This is a genomic window from Paraburkholderia sp. AV2, assembly GCF_054968425.1.
The window spans coordinates 1-11,614 of record NZ_JBANLK010000015.1; the positions used below are offsets into that span (position 1 = coordinate 1).

The window sequence follows — 11,614 nt, forward strand, 5'->3', positions numbered from 1 at the left end:
GCAAAGAAAGTAGGTGCCGCCCCGCACAGGGGCAACCCTGGCACACCACCACGAACACAAGGAAAGGCCAAAGCAACAAGAACCGCAAATCAACCGCCTGCCTACAGGCAACTCCGTATTTTCCCGAGGTCGGCGATACATTGCCGATCTGTGCTGACGATCACGCCTCGGGGCACTTAGAGTGAGCAGGAACACGGACTTCAGCGCCGAAACGCGCTTGCAGAAAACACGATGCACATCGACGAAACAGCGACTTACTACACGGCTACCAAAAAGTACGACCTGAGCTTCCCGTCGCTGGAAGCGGATCTCGAAGCCGACGTGGTGATTATCGGCGGCGGATTTTCCGGCATCCACACGGCGCTCGAACTGGCCGAAAACGGCGTGACCAACACGGTGGTGCTGGAGGCGCGCTATCTGGGCTTTGGCGGTACCGGGCGCAATGGCGGGCAGGTGATGGCGGGGATCGGCCACGACCTCGACGCGATCAAGCACGACGTGGGCGAAGAAGGGCTGCGCACGATCTTCGCGCTGAGCGATCTCGGTCCGCAGATCATGCGCGAGCGCATCGAGCGATACAACATCGACGCGGATTTCTGCAGCGGCTACGGCTACCTCGCCTATAACGCGCGCCAGGCAAAGACGCTGCGGAACTGGGAAAAGGAATTCAAGTCGCTCGGCAGTCCGCATGAAATCCGCTACGTCGAAGGCTCCGACGTCAAGCAGATCATCGGTTCGGACGTCTATCACGCCGGCCTGCTGCATATGGGCGGCGGTCACGTGCATTCGCTGAATCTGCTGCTTGGCGAGGCCAAAGCGGTTTCGGAAATCTACGGCGTGCGCATCTTCGAATACAGCCCGGCGCTTCAGATCCATTACGGTAATACGGTGCAGGTGCGCACCGCGAAGGGCAGCGTCAAGGCAAAGAAGATCGTCTGGGCCTGCGACGGCTTCATCAACGGCCTCGAACCGGAACTGCACAGAAGCACGATCAACGTCTATGCGTTCAACTCCATGACCGAGCCGTTGAGCGACGAGCTCATCGAGCGCATCAGTCCGATTCGCGGCGCGTATAGCGACATCCGGCCCGTTATCAACTACTACCGCGTGACGAACGAGAACCGGTTGCTGTTCGGCTCGTCCACGTCGCTCGTCGAGCATATTCCGTGCGACCTGAAGGAATGGAACCGGCGCCTGATGCTGGAGGTGTTCCCCTACCTCAAGGACGTCCAGATCGATCTGGCGTGGGGCGGTCCGATGGCCACGACGCTGAACCTGTTTCCGCAGATCGGCACGCTGCCGGACCGGCCGAATGCGTTTTTCGTGCAGGGCTATTCGGGCTTCGGCGTCACACCCAGCCAGATCATCTGCAAGATTCTCTCCGAGGGCATTCTGGGCGGCTCGGAACGTTACCGCCTCGTGAGCGCGATTCCGCGAGCGACGATCCGCGGCAAGGACCAATATCGCGCGTTGCTGGTCACGCTCGGCAAGGTCATGCACCAGACTTCGGGCTACTGGCACGGCCGGCGCTGAGCGCGGCCAGATCTTTTCATTGAAGAGGAATACTAAAACATGAGTCTTACCACGATCCAGCGCGGCATCAAGATGGCGGAACTCGAACCGTGGGGCAAGCTGAGCGACCTCGGGGCGCAGATCCTCGAAGGCGACGAGGTGGCCGTGTTCGGCAAGATGACCTACGGCGCGCCGACCGACCCCGTTTCGGCGGGCTACTTCGGGACGACGCGGGGCAAGTTCCGGCTCGTGTACCCGTTCTCCGAACAGGCGACCGTGGTCGAGGGCGAACTGCGCATTACCGACGAATCGACGGGTGAAACCCGCACCTTCAAGGCCGGCGATTCGTGGTTTGTGACGAAGGGCACGTCGACCGTCTGGGAAGTGATCTCGGACGGCTTCGTGAAGCACTACCTGGCCGTCGCCTGAACCGAAACCCGGGCCCAGACCCACATGATGCGAGCACTGACATGACGAGCAACGCCACGGAAGCGGCCCGTGCGGCCATCGAGCGATTCCTTGACCGGGACTTCGGTCTTTTCATCAACGGCAGTTCGCAGCCGGCACAGTCGGGCCGCTGGATCGACGTATTCAATCCGGCGACCGGCGAGGCGATCGCGCGCGTGCCCGACGCGGACGGCGCAGACGTCGACCGCGCGGTCGCCAGCGCCCACGAGGCCTTTGTCGAACGCCGCTGGAGCGGTCTGCGCCCGGCCGACCGGGAACGCATTCTTCTGCGCCTCGCCGACGTGATCGAGGCGCACGGCGAGGAACTCGCGCAGCTCGAGACCCTGAATCAGGGCAAATCGATCAACATCGCGAGAGCGATCGAAGTCGGGGCGACGGTCGAATACGTGCGCTACATGGCGGGCTGGGCCACCAAGATTCACGGCGAGACGCTGGACGTGTCGATTCCGTTTCCGCCGGGCGCGCAATACACGGCATTCACGCGCAAGGAGCCGGTGGGCGTGGTGGCGGGCATCGTGCCGTGGAATTTTCCGCTGATGATCGCGGTATGGAAGCTCGTGCCGGCGCTCGCCGCGGGTTGCACGGTCGTCATCAAGCCGTCGCCCGAAACCCCGCTTACGGCCTTGCGCCTCGCCGAGCTGGCCATCGAGGCCGGCATTCCCGCCGGCGTGTTCAACGTGGTCACGGGCGGGCGCGAGAGCGGCGCGGCGCTGGCGTCGCATCCCGGCGTCGCGAAGATCTCGTTCACGGGCTCGACGCCCACCGGCAAGCTCGTTGGCGCGGCCGCGCTGCAGAACCTCACGCGCTTCTCGCTCGAACTGGGCGGCAAGAATCCGGCCATCATGCTGGCCGACGTCGACGTCGATACGGCTGTGCAGGGTATGCTGGCCGGCGGCTTTCTGAACCAGGGGCAGGTTTGCGCGGCGGCCTCGCGCATTTACGTGCACCGCAGCCAGTACCGCACGATTGCCGAAGCGCTCGCCGACGTGGCCCGGTCGATGAAGATCGGCCCGGGGATCGATCCCGAGGCGCAGATCAATCCGCTCGTTTCGGCGGGGCATCGCGAACGTGTCGAGCGTCATATCGCCGTCGCCAAAGAGGCCGGGCTCAAGTTCATGGCCGGCGGCGCGACCGTGGAGGGTCCGGGCTACTACGTGCGGCCGGCCGTGATCGCCGATGTCCCGCCGGATGCGGCAATCATTCGCGACGAGGTGTTCGGACCCGTACTCGCGCTCGTGCCGTTCGACGAGCCCGAGGAAGCGCTGCGGCTCGCCAACGACTCCCAGTACGGTCTCGCGGCAAGCCTGTGGACGAACGATCTGCGGGCCGCCATGAAACTGGTGCGCGAGATCGATGCGGGTACGGTGTGGGTGAACTCCCATGTGCCGCTCGACCCGAGCATGCCGTTCGGCGGCATGAAGCAGTCGGGCATCGGACGCGAATTCGGCAAGGGCGCGGTGGAAAGCTTCACCGAGACGAAATCCGTCTGCATTGCGCACTGAGCCGTGCACCAGCTTGCGTGCGGAACCGCACGCGGCTGATCAGGACAGCGAATAACGCGACCAGGTTTCAATGGGAAGCAGCGCCTGGCTCGCCGCGGCGCTGCCCTGCGCCGCGCCGCGTAGATGCTCCACCGCGGTGCCGATCAGAAGGCGCAAGTCCTGCGAGAGCAGATAGTCGATCACGTCCGCGCGCAGCAGGGGCTCGGTCACGCGATTGACCTCGTGCGTCACGTAGAGCGTCTTGCCCGCGAGCGAGCGCTCCCGCAACGCCTGAGCGAGCCCTTCGTTGCCCCCCGCGACGTTGTAGATGCCGTCCAGCGCGCCATGCATTTCCATGCAGCGGCGCGTGGCTTCATAGGTCGCCGCGCCCGAATCCGCGCCCTTGATGACCTCGACCACGTTAACGCCCGGAAAGCGCTGGCGCAACAGCGAACGAAAGCCGATCTCGCGGTCTTCGTGACAGGTATACGAGAACGTTGCCACCACCACGGCCACCGAAGGCGAGGGCCGTGTTTCCAGATGCCGGCCGATCAGAAAGGCCGCCGCCTGTCCCGCCGCGCGATTGTTGACACCCACGTAGATGTGGCGCGCATCGGCATCCACATCCGTGATCATCGTCACCACTCCTTTACCCGCCGCCATGCACTCGCGCAGCGCCGCCGTGATCGTCGGCGTGTTCGTGCAGATGACGCCGATGCCGTCGGCCTCGCTTGCCGCCTCGCGCACGCGTTGCGCGACGGTTTCGTCGGACGCGCCCACGCAGTCGACGATATCGAGCATCACGCCGCTTTGCGCGAGTACGGGGGCGAGGTCATCGGCGGTGCGCATGAGTTCCGCCGTGAAGGCATCGCCTGCCTGGAGCACGAAGCGCGCGCGATAGGGCGTTTGCGCACCGGCCAGGGGCGCCTTGCCTGGCGCGGCCAACGCCGTGCCCGTTTCCAGCCCCCGCAGAGCGGCCTCCACGGCGCTGCGCGTGCGCGGATGCACGCCGGGACGCTCGTTGAGCACGCGGTCGATGGTCGCCCGGCTGAGCTGGGTGACTTCCATGAGCTGCTTGAGGGTGGGGCGGCCTTTCATTGCGATTCCTGATCGAGCGCGTTTCCCGCCATTTTGCCTCAATTTGAGACTAATGCGCCGATTTCGGCATGCGTTTCGTGATTTCACTGGGCTTAGAGCCAGGTATTTACCCTTTATAGCTCTAAATGAGGCATTTAGTCTTTTGACGATTGCTCATTTAGAGACTTTAATATGCCTCAAAGGCGAGGCCGAACGCCGCAGGCCGGCCCTCCCGAACATGCACTCAAGCCCTTGCACCGGAGACGCTCCCATGTCTGTCACTTCCGCCCAGCCGGGTCGCTCGCAACCGATCACGATGGACGACTGGTACAAATGCCGGCTCGAGCGCAAGACGCTCAAGGAGCTCACGCGCCGCAACGACCACGTTGCGCTCGCGTACTTCGGCGGGTTTATGGCGCTCGTCGCCATCACGGGGGGGCTCGGCTGGTTCGCGCTCGGCACGCTCTGGTGCCTCCCGGCGCTCCTGCTCTACGGCACGATCTTCGCGTTCGCCGAAGCGATGGAGCACGAGTTGCGCCATCGCACGCCGTTTCGCAGCGAGTGGCTCAACGAGTCGGTGCACTGGATCATCTGCTTCATGACGTGGCGCGAGCAGATCTACAGCCGCTGGTCGCACGCGCAGCATCACACCTATACCCACCTCACGGCCACCGTGCCGGCCGACGCGGAAATCGCGGTCAAGCGTCCGCCGAACTATCTGAAGCTCGCTACCGACTTTCTGCGCCTCTCTCACGGCATCCATCATGTGGGCAACATCGTGCTGCACAGCCTCGGCATCGTTTCGAAGAGCGCCAAGGCCGTCGTGCCGCCAGTCGAATACCGCGCAATGTGCCGTAATTCACGCGTGATGCTGGTGCTTTACGTGGGCGTGGGGGCTTCGGCCATCGCCGCGCAAAGCTGGCTGCCGGTCGTGTTTCTTCTGCTGCCGCGCTCGTACGGTGCATGGCTGCACGAACTGCTGGCCATCACGCAGCACACGGGGCTGCGCGAGAACGAACTCGATCACCGCGTTTCCACGCGCACGATCCGTCTCAATCCGGTGCTGCAGTTCCTGTACTGGAACATGAACTATCACGTGGAGCACCACATGTTCCCCAACGTGCCGTTCCACGCGTTGCCGAAGCTGCGCCGCGCAATCGAGAACGACCTGCCGCCGGCTTATGACGGGCTCGCCAGCGCCTGGAGCGAAATCCTGCACGTGTTCCGCATGCAACGCCGCGACCCCGACTACATGGTCACGCCGCAGGTGCCGGGCAAGACGGCGCCCGTTGCACAAAGCCCGTCCGAGGCTGCCGGATTTGCGGCCGAAGTGCGCTGATACCCCGAAGGAGACACCCACCATGAACATCCTGCAATGGCACGAGGTCTGCGCGAGCGACGACCTCGAAGAAGAAGACGTGATCGAGTTCGACCGCGACGGCGAACTCTATGCGGTCTATCACACGCCCACGGGCTTCTACGCGACGGCCGGCGTGTGCACGCACGAAACGGCGCGCCTCGCCGAAGGCCTTGTTTTCGGCGAAATCATCGAGTGTCCCATGCATATGGGACGTTTTCATATCCCTACCGGCGCCGCGAAGGGTGCGCCCGTCTGCGTCAATCTCGCGACGCATCCGGTGAAGGTGGAGGACGGCAGGATCTTCATCGGCCTGGCAACCGATTAATTCCACCCGAAGACGATAACGACATACCCAAGGAGACAATCATGAGTTTCACGTTCAGCAGAATGTTGCGCGTGGTGCCGTTCGCGGCGGCCGTCCTCGCGTTGGGCCTGAGCCCGGGCGCGCGCGCAGAGCCCGTCGCGCACTTCGATTTCATCTCGCACGCGCCCGATTCGGACGCGTGGTGGAATACGGTGAAGAACGGCATCAAGCAGGCCGACGAGGACTTCAACGTGCAGACCGACTATCGCAATCCGCCTAATGGCGACATTGCGGACATGGTGCAGCTCGTGAACCAGGCGGCTGCGAGAAACTATGACGGCGTGGTCACGACCATCGCCGACTACGATCTTCTCAAGGGTTCGCTCGGGCGCCTGAAGGCGAAGAACATCCCGTTCATCACCGCCAATACGGGCACGGAGCAACAAAGCGAAGAGCTGGGCGCGCTGATGCACGTGGGACAGCCCGAATATCTCGCGGGCAAGGCGGCGGGCCTGCGCGCGAAGGCCGACGGCGTGAAGACCTTCCTGTGCGTGAACCACTACGCGACGAATCCGCTCTCGTTCGAGCGCTGCCGCGGTTTCGCCGACGCCATCGGCGCCGACATGAAGACCTCCGTGCTCGATTCCGGTACCGACCCCACGGGCATCGAGTCGAAGGTGAGCGCGTATCTGCGCAATCATCCGGACACGCAGGCCGTGCTCACGCTCGGCCCCACCTCGGCCGACCCCACCATTCGCGCGGTGAAGAGCCTCGGGCTCGCCGGCAAGATCTGGTTTGCCACCTTCGATATCGACCCCGACGTGGCCGCAGCCATCAAGGATGGCACGATCAAGTTCTGTACCGATCAGCAGCCCTATCTGCAGGGCTACATTCCGATAGCGATACTCGCGATCATGCATCGGAACAAGAACACCAATGTGGAAGCGGCGCGCGCGGAGCTAGAAAAGGATCCGAAGTTCCAGCAACGGCTCAAGGACTATGGCCTCAAGCCCGTTTATGAGGCGCGCAATATCGCTTCGGGTCCGGGTTTCATCACGCCGCAGAACATCCAGCAGGTGTCGGCGCTTGCCGGGCAATACCGCTGAGCGCAAGCGGCAGAGCATGAAGTACGCGCCGGCGACTCCACCCGCCGGTGTTTGCCACCGCGGCTTTGGTGGGCGATATGGGCCGGCGGCCCATATCGTATTTTTGCGGTTTTTCGCGTTATGCGAAGGCGGCGGCCGCCAGTCCATGCCTGCGCGACTGCCGGCTACGGAAGTCGACGCTCACTGGCCGGAAGGTGCTTCGCACTGCGAACGGGGCCAGCACATCTTGCCCGTGCGAAGGCGGGCGCCGGACTGACCGCTCGTATCGGGCACGCCGCCATACGACATGTCGGTGCCGGACTGGGCCGAAGCGTCCGCGTCGTTGAGCATGCTTTGATGCGCCTGCTGCTGCGCGGGGGTGGGGGGCCTGGCATGCACGGTGCCGGGCATGCCGCCGGTCGCGGCCGCGACGCAGGCGGCCATCAACGCCAATCGGGTCTTCATTTCAACACTCCTTCTTTCACGCACCCGCTCAAAGGGGCGCGTCGCGCGCTTGCGGCGATGCCGGACGGCGCACGCGGGACACACGCCACGGTGCCTCGCGCATTCGAAAGAAAAGTCGGGATGCCGGCCGGCCGGCGCGGCTGCCGAACGTGTTAGCCAACAGCTTCAAGGGCCTGCGCGCCCGCGCAAAGGGGGCGCCACGATGCGGCGCGTCGCAAGGAGAGGGGAAAGCGGGGCGCGCAGAGAACATCCGCATCGTCCTTCCGTTATAGCTCGCGCGCGCCGGAGTGCAACAGGGGAAGGCCCCATTTATTACAGAATGGAAATAAAAAGAAAGGAAAAGGAAATTAAACGGTCGCCGTGTAGTCACGTTGCAGTGGTGTAATGCGCTCGCTCTGATGTCTGGCGCACTCACAAATACTGGCTGGCGCGATGGATGGGACTTACGCGTTTTCGTCGCGTAGTACAGGACTCTAAGAAAGCAATTCGAACAATCGATGGAGCCCGTTAATATGAAACACCGTGCTTTACTGGCTGTGCCGTGCGTTGGCCTTCTGGCCACGCTCTTCGCTTGCGGCAGCAGCTCGAACTCCAGCAGCCCCTCAACGGCCGTGTCGGCGCAGGACGCCTTGGCGACCGCTACCCCGATCAAGCATCTCGTCGTGATCTACAACGAGAACGTCTCGTTCGATCACTACTTCGCCACGTACCCGACCGCCACGAATCCGTCAGGCGAGCCGGCATTCACGTCCGCAGCGGGCACGCCGACCCCCAACGGTCTTTCGGGCTCGCTGCTCACGTCGAACCCGAACTTCACGAACGCCGCCAACGCGCCGGGCCAGGCCAATCCGTTCCGCCTCGACCGCACGCAGGCGGCCACGTCGGACCAGAACCACGCCTATACGCCCGAGCAGCAGGCCTATAACAACGGCGCCATGGACCTGTTCCCGAAGTACACGGGTAGCGGCACGGCAGGCGGCGCGGGCGCGTTCGGCACGACGGGCCAGGTGATGGGCTACTTCGACGGCAACACCGTCACGGCGCTCTGGAACTACGCGCAGCACTTCGCGATGAGCGACAACGCATGGACGGCCGCCTACGGTCCGTCGACGCCGGGCGCCCTCGAAGTGGTCTCGGGCCAGACCAACGGCATGCAGATCGTCAAGACGACGGCGCAGCCTTCGACGCTCGCGAAGTCCTCGTACTACATCGAGGACGGCGCAGGCGGCCTGACCGAGATTGGCGACGCGGATCCGGGCTACGACATGTGCTCGAGCACGACCGACCAGATCATGATCAACGCCAAGAACGTCGGCGACCTGCTCAACGCGAAGAGCGTCACGTGGGGCGGCTTCATGGGCGGGTTCAACCTGCAGACCGTGAACAGCAATGGCACGACGGGCTGCAAGCGCAGCACGATCGCCACGGCGGTCAACGCCGCGACGGCCGACTACGTGCCGCACCACAACTGGTTCCAGTACTTCCAGTCGACCTCGAATCCGCAGCATACGCGCCCGAGTTCGATGGCCGCGATCGGCTCCAGCCTCGAGAGCGACGGCAAGACGCCGGAGCCGGCGAACCACCAGTACGACACGGACGACTTCTTCGCGGCCGTGCAGGCGGGCAACTACCCGTCGGTCAGCTTCCTGAAGGCGCCGGCAGCCCAGGACGCGCACGCGGGCTACTCGGACCCGCTCGACGAGCAGCTCTTCGTGACGAAGGTCGTGAACTTCCTGATGCAGCAGCCCGACTGGAAAAACACGGCGGTCGTCGTGACCTATGACGATTCGGACGGCTGGTACGACCACCAGTTCGTGACGCCCGTCACGTCGTCGATGAACGCAGTCGACCAGCTCAACGGCAACGGCGTGTGCGGTACCGGCACGCCGCCGACGGGCGTCTCCGGTTCGCCGGTCAACGGCCGCTGCGGCCCGGGCACGCGCATCCCGTTCCTCGTGATCTCGCCGTGGGCAAAGCCTAATTACGTGGATCACACGCTCATCAACCAGGCTTCGGTAACGCGCTTCATCGAAGACAACTGGCTGGGCAGCGCGCGTCTTGGCGGCGGTTCGTTCGACGCCACGGCAGGCGACATGCGCGCGCTGTTCAATTTCAACAGCACCGGCCTCAACCCGGTGTTGTACATCGACCCGAATCAGGGCACCCAGGTCGCCACGCCGCCGTCGTCCACCTGACCGGCACCGCCGTCCGCGCGCGTCGACGCCGCGCCGCGGACGGCGGGTACGGACCGGCTCAGTGCCGGAACCCATGCCGTGCGCCAGCCGCACGGCTTTTTGCATCTATCACCTGGCACCCGAAGATTGCACCATGACTGAGCTTTCCGCGTCGTCTTCTCCCGCTTCCTCAGCCGCGCCGTCGGGCGCGCGCATCGCCTTGCGGCTGGCCATTGCCGTCGTCGTCGCCGCGCTCGGCTTCGGCGCGTTCGCGCTGGCCCGTCCGGCCGACGTGCCCGACTCCGTCGGCCAGATCGTCGAAAATCTCACCGGCGCGAATGCGCATCCGGTCGTGCTGCAGCGTCCGCCCGTGGCGCCGCTTTCGGCCATGGCGCTGCTGGGCAAGCAGCTCTTCTACGACAAGTCGCTCTCGGCCTCGGGCCAGCAGTCGTGTGCTTCGTGCCACAGCCCCGAGCACTCGTACGGGCCGCCGAACGGCCTCGACGTGCAGGAGGGCGGTCTCGCGATGAAGCAGGAGGGCTATCGCCCGCCGCCGTCGCTCATGTATCTGTATCGTCAGCCCAATTTCAGCATCGGCCCGGATGCCGGCGAAAACGACGACGCCCCCACGGTCGCGCAGGTCGCCGCCTCGTCGGCCGACGTGGTCAAGTCGCAGAAGACGGCAGGCGGTCCTTCGACCTCCGTCGAGATGGTGCCCCAGGGCGGCCTGTTCTGGGACGGCCGCGTCGACACGCTGCAGCAGCAGGCGTATGGCCCGCTGCTCAATCCCGTGGAGATGGCGAACCCGAACGTGGACACCGTGGCCGCCAAGCTCGAGCAGTTGCCGTACGCGAAGCGCTTCACCGAGCTCTTCGGTCCGCGCATCTTCAGCGACAAGCGGCTGGCCGTGTCCGAGGCGATGTTCGCGATTTCGCGCTACCAGGTGGAAGACCCGTCGTTCCACCCGTACAACAGCAAGTACGATCGCTGGCTCGAAGGCCACGCGCGCCTGACCCAGGCCGAACTGCGCGGGCTGCGCCTCTTCAACGATCCGAACAAGGCCAACTGCGCGGGCTGCCACCTCTCCAAACCGGGCAAGGACGGCCTGCCGCCGATGTTCACGGACTACCAGTACGAAGCGCTCGGCGTGCCGCGCAACCGCAAGCTTGCGCAGAACCAGGACCCGAAGTTCTTCGATCTCGGCGTGTGCGGGCCGTTCCGCCAGGATCTGAAGGACCAGACCCAGTACTGCGGAATGTTCCTCACGCCGACGCTGCGCAATTCGGCCACGCGAACGGTGTTCTTCCATAACGGCGTCTATCACGACCTCGATCACGTGATGGCGTTCTACAACGAGCGCAACACGGACCCGGGCAAGTTCTATCCGCGCGGCGCCGACGGCAAGGTCGAGCAGTACGACGATATCCCGCTGGCGCTGCAGAAGAACGTGGACGTGACCGACGCGCCGTTCGACCGCAAGTTCGGCGACACGCCGGCCATGACGAGCGACGATATCCGCGACATCATCGCGTTCCTCAAGACGCTCAACGACGATCCGGTAACGACGAAGTAAGCCGGCAGGGTGGCGCGCACCGCGCCACCCGCGCGTCACGGGCGCCTGCGCGCCCGCCGCTGCCCGCGTCGCAGCGGCTCTCCCGCGCCATACGGTAGACTGCAGCAGCCCCGTT

General features: G+C 64.4%; 11 protein-coding genes. 9 read left to right on the plus strand and 2 right to left on the minus strand.

What is annotated here, in order from left to right; genetic code table 11:
- From V8683_RS12970 to V8683_RS12985, 4 genes are all read left to right on the plus strand, one after another.
- A partial coding sequence (locus V8683_RS12970; RefSeq protein WP_462880644.1) for a hypothetical protein occupies positions 1-185 on the plus strand: 185 nt, incomplete at its 5' end.
- A gap of 46 nt (positions 186-231) precedes the next feature.
- Positions 232-1,533 (plus strand): NAD(P)/FAD-dependent oxidoreductase, encoded by a 1,302-nt coding sequence (locus tag V8683_RS12975; protein WP_411190933.1) that lies wholly within the window; start codon positions 232-234, stop codon positions 1,531-1,533.
- Between the two features lie 39 nt (positions 1,534-1,572).
- A complete protein-coding gene (locus V8683_RS12980; RefSeq protein ID WP_411190932.1) occupies positions 1,573-1,941 on the plus strand; it encodes a cupin domain-containing protein in 369 nt (122 codons plus the stop codon).
- 41 nt (positions 1,942-1,982) lie between these two features.
- Entirely contained in the window at positions 1,983-3,482 is a 1,500-nt protein-coding gene (locus V8683_RS12985) for an aldehyde dehydrogenase family protein (RefSeq protein WP_411190931.1), read from the plus strand.
- 39 nt (positions 3,483-3,521) lie between these two features.
- Here V8683_RS12985 and V8683_RS12990 read toward each other — a convergent pair whose 3' ends face one another.
- Positions 3,522-4,559 carry a LacI family DNA-binding transcriptional regulator gene (locus V8683_RS12990; protein WP_411190930.1) on the minus strand — a complete coding sequence of 346 codons (1,038 nt, stop codon included), beginning with the start codon at positions 4,557-4,559 and terminating at the stop codon, positions 3,522-3,524.
- Positions 4,560-4,809: 250 nt separating this feature from the next.
- On the opposite strand from V8683_RS12990, the gene V8683_RS12995 reads away from it, so the two are divergent.
- The 3 genes from V8683_RS12995 to V8683_RS13005 are packed head-to-tail and all read left to right on the plus strand — an operon-like array spanning position 4,810 to position 7,308.
- Positions 4,810-5,877, plus strand: a complete 1,068-nt coding sequence (locus V8683_RS12995; protein ID WP_411190929.1) for a fatty acid desaturase — start codon at positions 4,810-4,812, stop codon at positions 5,875-5,877.
- 22 nt (positions 5,878-5,899) lie between these two features.
- Entirely contained in the window at positions 5,900-6,223 is a 324-nt protein-coding gene (locus V8683_RS13000) for a non-heme iron oxygenase ferredoxin subunit (RefSeq protein ID WP_411190928.1), read from the plus strand.
- 41 nt (positions 6,224-6,264) lie between these two features.
- Positions 6,265-7,308 (plus strand): sugar ABC transporter substrate-binding protein, encoded by a 1,044-nt coding sequence (locus tag V8683_RS13005; protein WP_411190927.1) that lies wholly within the window; start codon positions 6,265-6,267, stop codon positions 7,306-7,308.
- A gap of 180 nt (positions 7,309-7,488) precedes the next feature.
- Here V8683_RS13005 and V8683_RS13010 read toward each other — a convergent pair whose 3' ends face one another.
- Positions 7,489-7,752 carry a hypothetical protein gene (locus V8683_RS13010; protein ID WP_411190926.1) on the minus strand — a complete coding sequence of 88 codons (264 nt, stop codon included), beginning with the start codon at positions 7,750-7,752 and terminating at the stop codon, positions 7,489-7,491.
- Between the two features lie 512 nt (positions 7,753-8,264).
- On the opposite strand from V8683_RS13010, the gene V8683_RS13015 reads away from it, so the two are divergent.
- Positions 8,265-9,947: a phospholipase C gene (locus tag V8683_RS13015; protein WP_411190925.1), complete on the plus strand. Its 1,683-nt coding sequence runs from the start codon at positions 8,265-8,267 to the stop codon at positions 9,945-9,947.
- A gap of 133 nt (positions 9,948-10,080) precedes the next feature.
- Positions 10,081-11,499: a cytochrome-c peroxidase gene (locus V8683_RS13020; protein WP_411190924.1), complete on the plus strand. Its 1,419-nt coding sequence runs from the start codon at positions 10,081-10,083 to the stop codon at positions 11,497-11,499.
- The last annotated feature ends 115 nt before the right edge of the window (positions 11,500-11,614 follow it).

What these genes read in the sequence shown, in the direction of transcription:
- V8683_RS12975 (WP_411190933.1), top strand. Translation starts at nt 232, where the DNA reads ATGCACATCGACGAAACAGCGACTTACTACACGGCTACCAAAAAGTAC.
- V8683_RS12980 (WP_411190932.1), top strand. Translation starts at nt 1,573, where the DNA reads ATGAGTCTTACCACGATCCAGCGCGGCATCAAGATGGCGGAACTCGAA.
- V8683_RS12985 (WP_411190931.1), top strand. Translation starts at nt 1,983, where the DNA reads ATGACGAGCAACGCCACGGAAGCGGCCCGTGCGGCCATCGAGCGATTC.
- V8683_RS12990 (WP_411190930.1), bottom strand. Translation starts at nt 4,559, where the DNA reads ATGAAAGGCCGCCCCACCCTCAAGCAGCTCATGGAAGTCACCCAGCTC.
- V8683_RS12995 (WP_411190929.1), top strand. Translation starts at nt 4,810, where the DNA reads ATGTCTGTCACTTCCGCCCAGCCGGGTCGCTCGCAACCGATCACGATG.
- V8683_RS13000 (WP_411190928.1), top strand. Translation starts at nt 5,900, where the DNA reads ATGAACATCCTGCAATGGCACGAGGTCTGCGCGAGCGACGACCTCGAA.
- V8683_RS13005 (WP_411190927.1), top strand. Translation starts at nt 6,265, where the DNA reads ATGAGTTTCACGTTCAGCAGAATGTTGCGCGTGGTGCCGTTCGCGGCG.
- V8683_RS13010 (WP_411190926.1), bottom strand. Translation starts at nt 7,752, where the DNA reads ATGAAGACCCGATTGGCGTTGATGGCCGCCTGCGTCGCGGCCGCGACC.
- V8683_RS13015 (WP_411190925.1), top strand. Translation starts at nt 8,265, where the DNA reads ATGAAACACCGTGCTTTACTGGCTGTGCCGTGCGTTGGCCTTCTGGCC.
- V8683_RS13020 (WP_411190924.1), top strand. Translation starts at nt 10,081, where the DNA reads ATGACTGAGCTTTCCGCGTCGTCTTCTCCCGCTTCCTCAGCCGCGCCG.